The sequence below is a fragment of the Nonomuraea basaltis genome, from assembly GCF_005893125.1.
In the GTDB taxonomy this organism is placed as follows: Bacteria; Actinomycetota; Actinomycetes; order Streptosporangiales; family Streptosporangiaceae; genus Nonomuraea; species Nonomuraea basaltis.
Genome location: NZ_VCJS01000023.1, coordinates 34,251 through 49,365 on the forward strand (window position 1 = coordinate 34,251; position 15,115 = coordinate 49,365).

At 70.6% G+C, this 15,115-nt stretch carries 13 protein-coding genes; 6 read left to right on the plus strand and 7 right to left on the minus strand.

The window, feature by feature from the left end:
- Positions 1 to 54 precede the first annotated feature (54 nt).
- Genes EJK15_RS13770 through EJK15_RS13790 form a run of 5 tightly spaced genes read right to left on the minus strand, consistent with a single transcriptional unit; the run spans position 55 to position 5,469 of the window.
- Positions 55 to 1,437 carry a DUF58 domain-containing protein gene (locus EJK15_RS13770; protein WP_138710791.1) on the minus strand — a complete coding sequence of 461 codons (1,383 nt, stop codon included), beginning with the start codon at positions 1,435 to 1,437 and terminating at the stop codon, positions 55 to 57.
- A gap of 46 nt (positions 1,438 to 1,483) precedes the next feature.
- A complete protein-coding gene (locus tag EJK15_RS13775; RefSeq protein ID WP_240776953.1) occupies positions 1,484 to 2,440 on the minus strand; it encodes an AAA family ATPase in 957 nt (318 codons plus the stop codon).
- Positions 2,441 to 2,453: 13 nt separating this feature from the next.
- Positions 2,454 to 3,665 carry a DUF4350 domain-containing protein gene (locus EJK15_RS13780; RefSeq protein WP_240776954.1) on the minus strand — a complete coding sequence of 404 codons (1,212 nt, stop codon included), beginning with the start codon at positions 3,663 to 3,665 and terminating at the stop codon, positions 2,454 to 2,456.
- Complete coding sequence (locus tag EJK15_RS13785) at positions 3,662 to 4,435, minus strand: DUF4129 domain-containing protein (RefSeq protein ID WP_138710793.1); 774 nt, start codon at positions 4,433 to 4,435, stop codon at positions 3,662 to 3,664. The genes EJK15_RS13780 and EJK15_RS13785 overlap by 4 nt, the downstream gene beginning before the upstream one ends.
- Entirely contained in the window at positions 4,432 to 5,469 is a 1,038-nt protein-coding gene (locus EJK15_RS13790; protein ID WP_240776955.1) for a DUF7847 domain-containing protein, read from the minus strand. The genes EJK15_RS13785 and EJK15_RS13790 overlap by 4 nt, the downstream gene beginning before the upstream one ends.
- A 509-nt stretch (positions 5,470 to 5,978) precedes the next feature.
- On the opposite strand from EJK15_RS13790, the gene mtrA reads away from it, so the two are divergent.
- The 6 genes from mtrA to EJK15_RS13820 all read left to right on the plus strand — a co-directional run bounded on the left by mtrA (position 5,979) and on the right by EJK15_RS13820 (position 13,074).
- A complete protein-coding gene (gene mtrA, locus EJK15_RS13795) occupies positions 5,979 to 6,656 on the plus strand; it encodes an MtrAB system response regulator MtrA (RefSeq protein ID WP_026213951.1) in 678 nt (225 codons plus the stop codon).
- Positions 6,657 to 6,674: 18 nt separating this feature from the next.
- A complete protein-coding gene (gene mtrB, locus EJK15_RS13800) occupies positions 6,675 to 8,414 on the plus strand; it encodes an MtrAB system histidine kinase MtrB (protein ID WP_138710795.1) in 1,740 nt (579 codons plus the stop codon).
- Positions 8,401 to 10,125 (plus strand): LpqB family beta-propeller domain-containing protein, encoded by a 1,725-nt coding sequence (locus tag EJK15_RS13805; protein WP_138710796.1) that lies wholly within the window; start codon positions 8,401 to 8,403, stop codon positions 10,123 to 10,125. The genes mtrB and EJK15_RS13805 overlap by 14 nt, the downstream gene beginning before the upstream one ends.
- A 72-nt stretch (positions 10,126 to 10,197) precedes the next feature.
- Entirely contained in the window at positions 10,198 to 10,905 is a 708-nt protein-coding gene (locus EJK15_RS13810; protein ID WP_206060834.1) for a ComF family protein, read from the plus strand.
- A 628-nt stretch (positions 10,906 to 11,533) separates the two neighbouring features.
- Positions 11,534 to 12,202: a ribosome hibernation-promoting factor, HPF/YfiA family gene (hpf, locus tag EJK15_RS13815; protein WP_138710797.1), complete on the plus strand. Its 669-nt coding sequence runs from the start codon at positions 11,534 to 11,536 to the stop codon at positions 12,200 to 12,202.
- A 173-nt stretch (positions 12,203 to 12,375) separates the two neighbouring features.
- Positions 12,376 to 13,074 carry a response regulator gene (locus EJK15_RS13820; protein ID WP_138710798.1) on the plus strand — a complete coding sequence of 233 codons (699 nt, stop codon included), beginning with the start codon at positions 12,376 to 12,378 and terminating at the stop codon, positions 13,072 to 13,074.
- Positions 13,075 to 13,119: 45 nt separating this feature from the next.
- Here the strand turns inward: EJK15_RS13820 and EJK15_RS13825 are convergent, their stop codons facing one another.
- Together EJK15_RS13825 and EJK15_RS13830 are read right to left on the minus strand one after the other, a co-directional pair.
- Entirely contained in the window at positions 13,120 to 14,325 is a 1,206-nt protein-coding gene (locus EJK15_RS13825; protein WP_138710799.1) for a winged helix-turn-helix domain-containing protein, read from the minus strand.
- Between the two features lie 318 nt (positions 14,326 to 14,643).
- Positions 14,644 to 14,904 carry an HGxxPAAW family protein gene (locus tag EJK15_RS13830; RefSeq protein ID WP_138710800.1) on the minus strand — a complete coding sequence of 87 codons (261 nt, stop codon included), beginning with the start codon at positions 14,902 to 14,904 and terminating at the stop codon, positions 14,644 to 14,646.
- Positions 14,905 to 15,115 lie beyond the last annotated feature (211 nt).

Here is a 15,115-nt window from a genome sequence, read left to right on the forward strand (position 1 = left end):
TCACCGGCAAGCCGCGGGAGAGATCCGGGGCCGGGGATCGAGGTCCGGCCCGTCTTAGAGCCGTCCGGCGGCCTTGAGCGCCAGGTACGCGTCGGCGAGCGCCGGCGCGATGTCCTCCGGCGGCGCGTCCACGACCTCCACACCGTGCCGCCGCAGCCGGGCCGTGATGCGCCGGCGTTCGAGCTGGGCGTGCTCGGCCGCCGCCGCGTCGTAGACCTCCTCGGCCGACCCCCGGCGCGCCGCCATCGCCGCCACCCGCGGATCCGACACCCCGGCCACCAGCACCAGATGGCGCGACGACAGCTGGGGCAGCACCGGCATGAGCCCCTCGTCCAGGGCCGCCGAGTTCAGGTCGGTCAGCAGCACGACCAGGCAGCGCCGCTTGGCCCGCGACAGGATGGCCGCCACCATGCCCTGCGAGTCGGCCTCGATCAGCTCTGCCTCGATCGGCGCCATCACGTTGACCAGCGATGACAGCAGCTCGGTTCGCGACGCCCCGCTCACCCACGCCCGTACGGCCCGGTCGTAGGCCAGGAAGTCCACCTGGTCACCCGCCCGGGCGGCGAGCGCGGCCAGCAGCAGCGCCGCGTCCATCGACCAGTCGAGCCGCGGCCAGCCGGGCGCGGGCAGGGTATCCGGCCTGACCAGCAGCCCGCCGCCGCCCGCCGTGGCCGCCCAGGAGCCCGCCATGGGGATCGGCGCGTCACCCACCCGGCCCGCCGAGGTGCGGCCGGTGTCGAGCACGATCAGCACGCGACGGTCGCGTTCCGGGCGCCAGGTGCGTACCACCACGTCGTGGCGGCGCGCGGTGGCCCGCCAGTCGATGGAGCGCACGTCGTCGCCGACCACGTACTCGCGCAAGGAGTCGAACTCGGTGCCCTGCCCGCGCACCAGCGCCGGGTGCTGGCCGTCGAGCTCGCGGAGCCTGGCCAGCCGGGAGGGCAGGTGCTTGCGCGACAGGAACGGCGGCAGCACGCGTACCGTCCACGGGGCCCGGTGGCTGCCCTGGCGGGCGGCCAGGCCGAGCGGGCCGAGCGAGCGTACCGTGACCGCCACCGACGACCGGTCGCCGCGCCGGGTCGGGTCGAGCGTCACGACGATCTTGCGGCGCTCGCCCTTGGGCACGTCCAGCCGGGCGACCCGCGGGGTGGCTCCCGCGGAGGGCGGCCAGGCGTCCCTCAGCACGCCGCGTACGCGCCTGCTCCCCGGGTTCTCCACGATCAGCTCCACCGTGGCCCGCTGGCCCAGGCGTACGAGCGTGTCACCGGAGCGGTGGAACCGCAGCGCGCGCACCCCGCCGGCGAACACCAGGTCCACCACGATCGCGGCGGCCAGCAGCAGGCAGACACCCGCCAGCGCGGCCCCGGGCTGAGGCGCGAGCAGCACCACCACGATCCCGAGCGCGGCGACCAGTCCCGCGCGTCCCGTCAGAGCCATCAGCGCACCACCACCGCGACCAGTCCCGCGCGTCCCGTCAGAGCCATCAGCGCGGGACCGGGACGGAGGCCAGGATACCGTCGAGCAGGCCGTCCGCGGTCGCGCCCTCAAGCTCGGCCTCGGGCCGGAGCTGGATGCGGTGCCGCAGCGCGGGCCTGGCCAGCGCCTTCACGTCGTCGGGTGTGACATAGTGCCGGCCGGACAGCCACGCCCACGCCCGTGCGGCGGCCAGCACCGCCGTCGCACCACGCGGGGAGACGCCGAGCTGCAGCGACGGGGAGTTCCGCGTGGCGCGGGCGACGTCCACGATGTACCCGAGCACCTCGGGCGCCACGTGCACCTTCCCCGCCGCCTCCCGGCCCGCCGCCAGATCGTCGGCCGTGGCCACGGCCTTGACCTCCGACAGGTCGCGCGGGTCGAAGCCCCTGGCGTGCCGCTCCAGCACCGCGATCTCCTGATCGCGTGGCGGCAGCGGCACGGTCAGCTTGAGCAGGAACCGGTCGAGCTGCGCCTCGGGAAGCTGGTATGTGCCTTCGTACTCGACCGGGTTCTGGGTCGCGCACACCACGAACGGGTCCGGCAGCAGCCGGGCCGAGCCCTCCACGCTGACCTGCCGCTCCTCCATCGCCTCCAGCAGCGCCGCCTGCGTCTTCGGCGGCGTACGGTTGATCTCGTCGGCGAGCAGCAGGTTGGTGAACACCGGGCCCTCGCGGAACTCGAACTCCGCGGTCTTCGCGTCATAGATCAGCGACCCGGTCACGTCGCCCGGCATCAGATCCGGCGTGAACTGCACCCGCTTGAAGTCCAAGGACAGAGCCGCCGACAGCGTGCGCACCATCAACGTCTTGGCCACGCCCGGCACGCCTTCGAGCAGCACGTGCCCCCGGCACAGCAGCGCGATGACCAGCCCCGTCACCACCGCGTCCTGCCCGACCACGGCCTTGGCCACCTCGGTACGGAGCGCGGCCAGCGCGTCTCTGGCCGAGTCGGCCGAGCTCGTCACGCGGAAAGTCTCCTCAGAGTTCACTGACCTGCCTTTCGATGAAGTCCAAGTATCCGGCCAGGGCGACGAGGCCGGCGTCGTCCGCCGGCGGCGGCCCGTACAGTGCCGCGCCGACCTGGTGCGGGTCCTGCCCGGTACGGGCGGCCAGGGCCGCGACGACCTCGTGCCGGTCCGCGCCGGAGCCGAGGCCCAGCCTGGGGGTCAGCCGGTCGATCGTGCCCGCGCGGAGCGAGTCGGCCGCCCGCTGCCTGGCGCGCCTGGCCCGGTAGAGCCGGCCGCGCCCCTCGACCGTCTCGGCCGCCCGCACGACGACGGGCAGCCGCTCCGCCACCACGGGCCCCAGCCGCCTGCCGCGCCAGAACGCGGCGAGCGCCACCGTGATGATGGCCATGTAGATGGTCCAGCGGATGTTGTCGGGCATCAGCTCGTACATCGACTTGCCCTGCTCGCCGGCCAGCTCGCCCGGGGGCGGGTTGTCGGGGCTCACCAGCCAGGTCACGGGCCTGCCGGTGCCGATCAGGTTGAGTGCGAGCGCCGCGTTGCCGTCCTCGGCCAGGCGCAGGTTCGTCATGAAGGAGCCGTCGCCGACGACCGTCGTGACGCCGTCCGCGTTCGGGTAGCTGACCAGCGTGTACCCCCCGCCGGACGCCGGGTAGCAACCGGTGCCGCCCGCCGGGCGGTCGAACGCCACGCCGCCCATGTACGCGCTGCCCGCCAGCTTGGCCGCGGGCAGCTCGCACTGGGGCTCGCGGGAGCGGGTGCGCGCCGGCTCCGGGCGGGTGCGCACGCCGGGGGCGAGGGCGTCGAGGCCGAAGAATCCGCCGACGATCAGGCGGTCGCCCCGGATCCTGGCCAGTTCGTACTCGTCGAAGTAGGTCATGCCCGTGATCAGGAGCAACCGGTTGCCCGTCGCCGCCTTGTCGGCCGCCGCCTGCACCGAGTCGACCCTGTCGACCGTGACGCCGCGGGCGCGCAGCAGCTCGGCCAGCGCCTTTGAGCCGGCCAGGGAGGTGTCCGACGGGTCGAGAGGGCGCGACGGGCCGCGCTGCGGGCCGATCAGCACCCCGACGACCGCGGCCAGGACGATGATGGCGCCCAGCAGCACGATCATGCGGCTCGCGCGCCAGGTGGAGCGGGCGGTCGCGGAGGTGGGCTGCGAGCCGCCGGCCGCCGTGGGGGGAGGCGGCCCGCCGGGTGCGGAGCTGGAACGCGTGACCACGCTCATGACACCCCTCCATCCTGCTCCCGCGCCGGCCCTTCCCCGGGCCCGCCGGACGGGCCCCGCGGTGGCGGTGGCGCGCTCGCCGGCGGCCCGGCGGGGCCTGGGACCGGGCGGCCCATCGCGGGTCCGGCGCCGGCCGGGACCCCGGTGCCGACCCCGGCCGGGGTGGCGAGGGGGACAGGGCGGGCCTGGCGGAGTTGGTCGTCGAGGAGGCTCATCGCCTCGTAAGCCTCTCGGGTGCCGGGCACCCCGCCGTACGTGACGTCGTCGAACGACCGGGCCGCCGCAGCCAGTTCGGCGGCGAAGCCCGGCAGCGCCAGCGCGGCTTCCGCGGCCAGCTCGTCGGCCGTGCGCCCCGGCATGCCGTCGACCAGCGCGCGTTCCTCCAGGTCACGGGCGATGGCCCGGAGCCGTTCCTGGATGGCCTCGCCCCAGCGCCCCTCGGCGGCCAGCCGTTCGGCGGCCTGCCGGTGCTCGGCCGCGCTCATCGCGCGCTCCCCGAACAGCGCGCCCACGGCCAGCGCGTTCCTCCGCGCGGTCTTGCGCAGCCGCCAGGAGATCAGCACGATCACCCCGATGATGATCAGTACGATCACCGCGCTCGCGATGATCCCGCCCACCGGCCCGCCGCCCGTGGCCGCGTCGACCAGGTCGCCCAGGAACTGGTCGAACCGCCGGTAGAGCAGGTCGAGCAGCGACTCCTTCTCGTAGCCAGGCTTGAGGAGCTCCTCCGCGGCACGCCGCGCGGCCTCCTCCCTGTCGATCGGGCTCACGACCTGGCGGAGTTGGACGGGTGCCAGAGCTCGTCGGCCGAGGCGTGCACCCAGCCCTGGCGCTGCTGCTCGATGGCCGCCGTCTGCAGCACGAGGTCGAAGGCCTCGCTGCGCATGCGCCGGTCGGCGTAGAGCAGACCGGCGACCCCGGCCTCGAACGGGTAGGTGAACATCGCGCCGAGCGTGCCGCCGATCGCGATCAGCACGGCGGACACGACGGCCGTGGCCACGGAGCCCGCGCCGAACATGCCGAACAGCGTGCCCGCCAGCGTGAACGGCACCGAAAGGAGACCCGCCACGAGCCCGACGAGCAGGGAGGTGAGCAGCAGGATGCCGAACACCCGCCAGAAGTCGCCGGTGACCAGGTGCCACGAGCGTCGCATGGCCTCGATCGGGCCCTTGCCCTCCAGGACCACGGCGGGCGAGGCGAAGGCGAAGCGGGTCCTGAAGAACAGGTAATAGGCGATGTACACGATGAGGAACAGGACGGTCAGCCCGAGCACCAAGCCGATGGAGTCGGTGGAGGTGGCGTTCAGCGAGATCGCCACCATGAGGAGCACGAAGACGATCACGGGCACCAGCATGATGACGGCCATCAGCCCCACGACGCCGAACAGCGCCGGGATCCGGCCCTTGACGAGCTGCCAGGCCTCGCCGGCCGTGATGGTGCCGCCGAACACGGCCCGGCCGAGTATGCGGGTGATCACGCCGGTCAGCAGGGTGACCACGACGAACTGGACCGCGTACGAGACCAGCGTGCCGCCCCACTGGGCGGCGACGCCGTAGACGCCGCTCAGCTGGTCGGCGGCGGTGGTGCTCTCGGGGTCGGTCAGCACGCCGCCCATCGAGTTGAGCACGAACGCCTGCCCCACGGCCAGGGGCACGGCGGCGAGCAGGGCGGCGATGGCGGACAGGCCGAGCACGGCCTTCGGGTTGGACCGGATGAGCTTGATCGTGCCGTCGAGGATGTCGCCCAGGCCCAGCGGGCGCAGCGGGATGATGCCCGGCCGCAGCGCCATCGGAGGCGGCGGCATGTAGCCGTAACCCGGTTGCGGCTGGGGCGGATATGGTGTTTGGGGCCCAGGTCCGTAAGGCGATTGTTGTTGCGGGGGCTGTCCGTGGGGCTGCTCTTGTTGCGGGGGCTGCCCGTAGGGAGCCTGCTGTGGCGAGCCTGGCGCGGTCCACGGGGAGGCCGGCGGGGCGCTGTAGGGCGGGGGCTGTTCGGCCGACCAGCCTGATGGCGTCTCGGGCGTGGGACCGTGACCGTCTGACATATCCCAATCCTGGCATGCTGAACGGGGCCTTGGTGTCACGGAGTGGATTCGCCGCTTCATCTTGGCCGCATTCTTGGGCGAATCGGTGCAAGCTTCGTGTCCGGGGATGGCCGAAAGTCGCTCTGTTACCGCAGACTGAGATTACGGTCGCGGGGACGGGCTTAAAATTGGCCTTTTGCCGGGCTCGGGTCACACTCATGGGCTCACCAAGGGTAACCTTCAGCGATCGGGCGGGTATGTCCCACAATGCGTAGAACGAATGAGGGGCCATGAAAGGTCGCGTGCTGGTCGTCGACGACGACGCCGCTCTCGCCGAGATGCTGGGGATCGTGCTGCGGGGCGAGGGTTTCGAACCATCCTTTGTGTCCGACGGCGACAAGGCCCTCGACGCGTTCCGGGATACACGCCCGGACCTGGTGCTGCTCGATCTGATGCTGCCGGGGGCGGACGGCATCGACGTCGCGCGCAGGATCAGGGCGGAGTCGGGGGTTCCGATCGTCATGCTCACCGCCAAGAGCGACACGATCGACGTCGTTCTCGGGCTGGAGTCCGGCGCCGACGACTACATCGTCAAGCCGTTCAAGCCGAAGGAACTGGTCGCACGGGTGCGGGCGCGGCTGCGCCGCACCGACGAGCCGACCCCGGAGATCCTGCAGATCGGCGACATCACCATCGACGTGGCGGGCCACTCGGTCAAGCGGAGCGAGGAGACCATCAACCTCACGCCGCTCGAGTTCGACCTGCTCGTCGCGCTGGCCCGCAAGCCGCGCCAGGTGTTCACCCGTGAGGTCCTGCTCGAGCAGGTGTGGGGCTACCGGCACGCGGCCGACACGCGGCTGGTCAACGTGCACGTCCAGCGGCTCAGGGCCAAGATCGAGAAGGACCCCGAGCACCCCGAGATCGTCGTGACGGTCCGCGGCGTGGGCTACAAAGCCGGCCCCGCGTAGTCCTCACTCTCCCCCGCCATGCCCCCGACGACGAAGAAGAGGTCCCGCCGACGGACACTCCGCCAGATTCTCGGCGGAGTCCGCCGGCGGGTGCGTCGTGCGGCCGGCAGGGCACGCCGCATCTGGCGGCGATCGCTCCAGCTCCAGGTGGTCACCAGCACGCTGGTGATCTCCGTCATCGTGGTGGTCGTGCTGGGGGCGTTCCTGTCCACCCAGATCAACAAGTCGGTCATCGACAGCCGGACGCAGTCCTCCGTCAGCGAGGCGTTCGCCGACCGGCTGCAGATCGCCGACGCGCTGACCCCCGAGACGGACGACCAGGCCCTGCCGGCCGACGGTGGCAAGGTCTCGGCCAACCCGCTGGACAAGGTCATGGACACCGTCACCGGCACGAGCGACGACGGCTCCAAGAAGCGCTACGACGTGCTGATAGTCAACGAGGCCAGCCCCGGCCAGTCCCGGGCCTCCGGCAGCGTCGTGCTCGCCAACGTGCCGACCCGCCTCAGGACGAACCTGAAGGACAAGGTGTCCAAGGCCGAGTACGACAAGAACGTCGTCTCCATCGAACGGCTCACGTTCGCCGGGCAGAGCCAGCCCAGGCTCACGTACGTGGTCGGCGGCGTGGTGCACGACCTGTCCACCGGCCAGAACTACGAGGTCTACCACTTCTTCCCGCTCAACGAGGAAGAGGAGCTGCTGTCCAACGTCAGGCTCGCCATCGTCGTGGTGGGCCTCGGGCTCGTCCTGCTGCTGGCCGCCATCGCCTACCTGGTCGCCCGGCAGGTCGTCACACCCGTACGGCTGGCGCGCCAGGCCGCGGAACGGCTCGCGTCCGGCAAGCTGGACGAGCGGCTGAAGGTGCGCGGCGAGGACGACCTGGCCCGCCTGGCGAACTCGTTCAACGAGATGGCCGCCAACCTGGCGCTGAAGATCCACCAGCTCGAGGAGCTCTCGCAGGTCCAGCGGCAGTTCGTCTCGGACGTCTCGCACGAGCTGCGCACGCCGCTGACCACCGTGCGCATGGCCGCCGACCTGCTGTACGACGCCCGCGAGGACTTCGACCCGATGGCCTCCCGCTCGGCCGAGCTCATGCAGGCGCAGTTGGAGCGGTTCGAGTCGATGCTGGCCGATTTGCTCGAGATCAGCCGGTACGACGCCGGCGCCGCCACCCTCGACCTCGACCCCGTGGACGTGCGCCAGGTGGTGCTGCGGGCGATCGAGGACTCCGAGGCGCTGGCCGAGCGCCACGGCACCCGCTTCGACCTGCGGCTGCCCGCGGACCCGTGCATGGCCGAGATCGACAACCGCAGGGTCGAGCGGATCCTGCGCAACCTGCTGTTCAACGCCATCGAGCACGGCGAGGGCAGGGACATCGTGGTCACCGTGGGCGCCGACAGGGACGCCGTGGCCGTCGCCGTACGCGACCACGGGATCGGCCTGAAGGCGGGCGAGGACACGATGGTGTTCGACCGGTTCTGGCGGGCCGACCCCTCGCGGGCGAGGACCATCGGCGGCACCGGGCTGGGGCTGGCGATCTCGCGCGAGGACGCCACGCTGCACGGCGGCTGGCTGCAGGCGTGGGGGCAGCCGGGCGAGGGCTCGCAGTTCAGGCTGACGCTGCCCAGGTCGGCCGGGTCCGACCTGAAGGGCTCGCCGCTGTCGCTGGTGCCACCGGAGATCGAGATGCGGCGCACGTGGCGCGGGGCCATGACACCCGTGCTGCTGCCGGCTTCGGGGGACGTTCATGACGAGGACTAGGAGGCTCGTGGTGGCCGTCGCGGTCGCGGCCGCCGTGGCCTGCGCGGGCACCGGCTGCACGGTGATCCCGGTGAGTGGCCCGTACACCGTCAACGACGCCGGTCGCGGCGACCCGCTGAGCAAGCCGTTCCAGCGCATGATCGCCACTCCGCCGCAGCGCGGCTGGACCGCGAGGGAGACCCTCGAGGGCCTGCAGGCCGCCATGGCCGCGTACGCGGACGACCCGACGATCCTGCCCCAATACCTCACCCCCGAGGCCCTGGCCGACTGGACCCCGTCAGGTGCCGTGACGGTGGTGGACGACGGGCTGCAGTTCGAGCACGACGGCACGGAGGAGCTGCAGAAGGTCACGGTCAAGGCCAAACAGGTGGCCCGCATCGACGAGGACGACACGTACGTCCCCCTGGCCGGCAACTGGGAGCGGCCCTTCGAACTGGTCGAGGTCCAAGGGGGCGGCTACCGCGTCAGGAGCCTGCCCGACGGGCTCGTGCTCACCAGGTCCGACGTGGAGCGCGCGTACCGGGCGACGAAGCTCTACTACCTGAACGGCACGCAGGACCGGCCCGTCGTGGACAGCGTGCGCCTGCGGCTGAAGCCGACGGAGACGTACGCGAAGATCATCCTTGAGCGTTTGCTCAAGGGTCCGAGCGCGGCCCTGCAGGGCGCGGCGACCTCGAGCTTCCCGGCCGGCACCAAGATCGAGTCGGTCAAGTCGGGCGAGGAGGAGCGCGTGATGATCGACCTGTCCGGCCCGCTCGATCGTCTGGACCTGGGCGGCGAGGACGCCCTCATGATGCAGATCAGGTACAGCCTCAACAACAACGACGTCGCCAAGGGCCGCAGCATCTGGGTCATGGTGGACGGGGAGCAATACTCCGTTTACCAGCCCAGCTCCGAACAGCGCTGGCTGGACAACAGCGGCAACAACGCCTACTACGTCAGCAAGGGCGCGGTCCACTACATGACCTCGGAGGGTCCGGGCGGCACCGTGCCCGGCCCGGCCGGGGAGCAGCGCGAGGGCTACTCCAACTTCGCCATGTCCAAGCAGAACGGCCTCCTCGTCGCGGCCCAGACCTCCACCGGCATCTCCGTGGCCGGCCTCATGTCGGAGGCGCAGTGGCAGGAGGTCATCCAGGGCGGCGTGAACGATCTCACCCCGCCGTCGTGGCACCGGGACGGGTCCCTGTGGACGTTCGACCGCAAGAACGGGGTCGCGCTGCGGTACGACCCGGCCGGCAGGCGCCCGCCCGAGCGGATCGACGCGCCCGGGCTGAAGGGGCTGGACGTCACCAGGCTGCGGATCGCCAGGGACGGGGTGCGGGTGGTGGTGACCACCGGCAAGAACACCGTCCAGATCGGCGCGCTGACGGTCACGGGCGGGCTCAAGCTGGGCAACTTCCGGCTGCTGACCGCGACCGTTGTGGGGGACGAGATCGAGGACCTCGCGTGGCGGGATGACGAGCACCTGCTCGTGCTCCTCAAGAGCAAGGCGGGGCAGATCCTGAACGAGATCGACATCGGGGACGGGGAGATCACCGAGATTCCGCTGAAGGATCGGCTCAGGTCGGTGGTGGCGCTGAACGAGCGCGTCCTGGCCCAGGCGGAGGCGGAGAAGGGGAAGGGCTCCAAGATCCTGGAGCTCAACCCGGACCAGAGCTGGACCGCCAAGATCGACTCCGACGCCGAGACCCCGCTCTTCCCCCTGGGCTGAGGCCCGCGCCCCTGAACGGGGCTTGCGGTCCGGGCTTGCGGTCCCGGGCTTGGGGCCGGGCGGGAACTGTCGGTGGCGGGCGGCATCCTGGTCCGCGTGCTGAGCGCCGTACTCGATCTGGTCCTTCCGCAGACCTGCGCGGGCTGCCGCGCCAAAGGGGCGCGGTATTGCGGGCGCTGCCTGGCCGAGCTGACCGCCCACCCCGGCAGGCGGCTGCCCCGGCCGCGGTTGCCAGGCACGCCGGACTGCTGGTCCGCGAGCACGTACGACGGCGCGGTGCGCAAGGCGATCGTGGCCTACAAGGAGCGGGGCGCGGTGGCGCTGGCGGGCGTGCTGGCGGAGGCGCTGGCGTTCACCGCCGTCACGGCGATCGGGCGCACCGGGGCGCTCTGGGCGACCCGGAGGTTCGCCGTCGTGCCCGTGCCCAGCGGGCGGGGGAGCGTGCGCGCCAGGGGGCACGACCCGGTGGGGCGGCTGGCGGGGCTGGCGGCGCGCCGGCTGCGGGCGTCCGGCCTGCCCGCCGAGCCGTGGGCGGCGCTGAGCCAGGCGCGACCGGTGGCGGACCAGGCGGGCCTGAGCCGCACGGAGAGGGCCGCCAACCTCGCGGGGTCCCTCCGGGTCACGGGAGCCGCGAATGGGGCTCCAGCGGCCTGTGTGCTGCTTGTGGACGACATCGTCACGACCGGTGCCAGTCTTTTGGAAGCTTCCAGAGCGCTGCGGTCGGCGGGGGTCAGCGTGCCCATGGCGGTGACTGTCGCGGCGACACGCCGAAGATCTTGAAAAGCATTACGGTGACAGTCGGTAAAGAAAGATCCAAAACAGGACCCTCACCAGAAGGCCACATGTCGCTTCCCCCGGAGACGCGGCAGGGCAGCTCAGCGGATGCGAGACCCGTACTCATAGGGGTTGCCGATCGGTTAAATGGGGCATCAAGCAGGGCTCGAGCGCCCTGTGGAAATCACGGAAAGTGATCCTTTGGCCGATCCTCCGGCTGACATTCGCCCAGGATGCGGATAGCGTTCTGACATGGCACCCGTTCGGGTCCGTGGTTGCGCAGGGTCGGGGTTCCCGGCTCTGCTAGCCGATGCCAGCCGCAGGCAAAACGGTCCACGTAAGGCGACTCTTTGTCGACCGATCACGGTGCGGCTTAGGGATAAGTCCTGCCTTCCCGAGGGGTCAGATGCCCCTCGCCAGAAGAGAAGGGCAGTAGTGGCAACAGAGCTGCGAAATCCTCAGCAGGCGGATGTGGGGTCGAAGACCAGGTCGGCCGGGCGGGTGCCATGCGAGTTCCCGGTAACCGCGAGTCGGAAGAGGGTAACGGTGACAGAAAGGCAGACAGAAGACCCCGTCCGGCATGCAAGTAGTCGGGCGCTCTTGCTCAGTCGTTAGACGGAAGGGGGGCTGTTGCATGGACATCATCGTCAAGGGCCGGCACACCGGAGTGAGTGATCGGTTCCGCGACCACGTGACGACCAAGCTGGCCAGGATCGAACGTCTGGACAACAAACTCATCCGAGTCGATGTGGAGGTGTCGAAGGAACGCAATCCGCGTCTCGCCAACCAGCGCGAGCGCGTCGAGCTCACCATTCACTCTCGAGGACCGGCGATCCGCGCCGAGGCCTCGGCCGACGACCGATTCACAGCCCTCGACATAGCCCTCGACAAGCTGGAAGGCCGCCTCAGGCGGCTGGCCGACCGGCGCAAGGTCCATCACGGCAGCCACTGCCCGCCCTCGGTGGCGGAGATCACCGCGACGGTCCCTGACGTCGCCGGCCTGGCGCCGCAGATGGAGCCCACCGTCCCCGAGCGGGCCGAGCCCGAGGAGGACGAGCTACATCAGCGCAGCGACAAGCTCTACGACGACATCGTCCCGATCGAGATGGACGGCGAGGGGCCGCTCGTCGTGCGGGAGAAGTTCCACCGAGCCGAACCCATGACGATCGACCAGGCTCTTCTCGAGATGGAGCTGGTCGGGCACGACTTCTACCTGTTCCGCGACAAGGAGAGCGGCCAGCCGAGCGTCGTCTACAACAGACGCGGGTACAACTACGGCGTGTTGCGGCTCGTAGAGCCCTGATCGCGCGCTAAAAGATCTTCTCGACCACCCGAGAACCGCGGCATACGTGCCATCATGGCGGTTCAACGGCTCTGGCCCCCCCGACGAGGAGGAGACGTGAGCGAGCTCAGTCAGGTTCAGATGAGCGAGCGAAGCGAGCGAACGGCTGTCGCGAGGCGGATCAAGGAGGCCTTGTGACCGAGTCCGGCGAGGCCCGCACGCCAGCGAGCGAGCCGATCCGCGTGCTGATCGTGGACGACCACGAGCTGATCAGGCGGAGCCTGGCGTTGGCGCTGGCCGCTGAGCATGACATCGAGGTGGTCGGTGAGGCGAGCGACGGGCGGGAGGCGATCGAAATGGCCGATCGCCTCATGCCTGATGTCGTGCTCATGGACGTGCGCATGCCACGGCAGGACGGGATCGAGGCGGCGAAGGGCATCAAGGCCTCCGTTCCGAGCACCCGCATCATCATGCTGACGGTGAGCGACGAGGAAGAGGACCTCTTCGAGGCCATCAAGGCAGGTGCGACCGGCTACCTGCTCAAGGACGTCCAGATCAACGACGTCCCCGCCGCGGTGCGCGGCGTGCACGAAGGCCAGTCGTTAATCAACCCGGCGATGGCGGCGAAGCTCATCAGCGAGTTCGCGAACATGAGCCGCAAGGAGGCCGAACGCCCGCCCCAGCTCCCCGTGCCGCGGCTGACCGAGCGCGAGATGGAGGTCCTGCGGCTGGTGGCCAAGGGCATGAACAACCGCGAGATCGCCAAGCAGCTGTTCATCTCCGAGAACACCGTGAAGAACCACGTCCGCAACATTCTCGACAAGCTGCAGCTGCACTCGCGGATGGAGGCGGTGGTGTACGCGGTGCGTGAGCGCATGCTGGAGATCACGTAGCGAGCCCGTAGCCTGCTGATTCGTCCAACGGGCTACGGGCGCGGCTCATCCCGGTCGAGGCGGGGTCATGTTCAGCATCGGCACGAGCTCCGGCGGGTCGGCGCGTTCGACGCGTACGGAGTCGCAGCCCACCCACTCGGCCGCCGACCACAGGGCGTCGGCTAACGCGCCGGCCCACTTGGCCGGCGAGAGGCCGGGCTCCAGGCTGAGTTGCCTGGCCACCAGCGTGGTGCCCTCGCGGGCGGGGTCGACGCGGCCGATCAGGCGGCCGCCCGCCAGCACCGGCATCGTGAAGTAGCCGTGGACGCGCTTGTGCTTGGGGACGTAGAGCTCGAGCGTGTACTGGAAGCCGAAGACCCGCTCGGTGCGGCCGCGGTGCCAGATGAGCGAGTCGAACGGCGACACCAGCGTCGTGCGGTGGCGGCCGCGCGGCTCGGACTCCAGGGCTGCGGGATCCGCCCAGGCATTGGCCTGGCCCTGCTTGCCCGGCCAGCCCGCGACGGTCACGGGCACGAGACCGGCCGCGCCGCTGAGCAGCACCTCGTCGAGTATCGCCGCGAAGGGGCCCTTGAGCCGCAGGAAGTCGATCAGGTCGGTCCGGTTGGCCACGCCCAGCGAGCGACCGGCGATGCCGGCCAGGCGGACGATGCACTCCTCGTCGGACAGGTCGTCGGCCAGGAGGCCGGCGGGGACCACGCGCTCGGCCAGGTCGTAGACGCGGCGCCAGCCGACGCGACGGGTGCAGACCAGCTCGCCGATGTCCAGCAGCCACTCCAGGCCGATCTTCGAGTCCGACCAGTCCCACCACGGGCCGCCGTTTTTGGCGCCGCCCACGTCGGAGGTCATCAGCGGCCCCGACTCGCGCACCTGCTCCAGCAGCTTCTCCACGTTGTCTGGGACCTCGTGCCAGCGGTAGCGCCGGTCGCGGAAGGCGCGGCGCCGGAACGCGTAAAGGGGCCAGTGCTCGATGGGCAGGATGCACGCGGCGTGGCACCAGTATTCGAAGCTCTGGGCGGGATTGTGCCAGTAGGCGTGCTCGACCTTGGTCCTGTCCACCGCGCCCAGGCGGGCGTACGCGACCAGCTCGTGGGAGCGGGCCAGGACCGAGATCGTGTCGAGCTGCACGGCGCCCAGCCTGCGCAGCATGGCGGGCACCCCGCTCTTGCGCGCGTCGGCGCCGATCAGACCTTGCGAGCGCAGGATGATCCGGCGCGCCTCATCGGCCGTCAGGCCGATCGGACCGGTCATCATTTCTGCGCTTCCGTAGGGCGATGCATGTGAGAAACCTAGCGGCGGGCACCGACAAAACGCCGAGCGCGCCGATTCGCTCCGCCCCAACCCGCTACGCGGGCCCAGGTCACAGCGGCCCCAACCCGCCACGCGTGCCAGGCCACCAGCGCAATGCGGGCCCGCGCCTCAGTTCGCCCTCGACCTCGTATCCGCCTCCCGCACTTGAGCCACGCGGCTGGCAGAGGTTCGGCGGCGGCGGCCGGACAGACGCGGTGCTGTGGGTGGGAAGGGAAAAGGCGGGCAGCCGATGGGATCGGATGCCCGCCTGTGAAGGCTGCGTCAGCGGTGATCTTCAGCGTGCATGCCCGCGCGGGGCGCGTCGATCACGACGTCGGTGAAGATATCGAAGACGAGGGCGAGGACGCCGCCCACGACGAACACTCCGGCGCCGATCCAGATGAGCGTCCAGCTTTCGGCGACCAGCCCGAAGCCGGCCACGGTGAATCCGGCCAGCATGACCGTCACCGCCAGCCACGATGATGCACGTCCGCCGTGGCTGCCGAGATTCTCCGTATGCTCCGCCTTCTTCCCCTCAACCATGACAAATCCTTCCTTTGCCGGATATCTCGCTATTGGTGCGAGCCGGCGCTCAACCGGCATACCCTCTGCCTTGACCCCATTCTCCCAGACGGGTCTGGCGGCCTCGTCGTCACGGTGGCTGTGTCTGGTTGCGGAACCGCCTACGATGGCAACGGGGAAGTTTGTCTCGGCCTCTCCTCCTGGCGGCGCCGCCGGGGTAGACCTGCGAGGA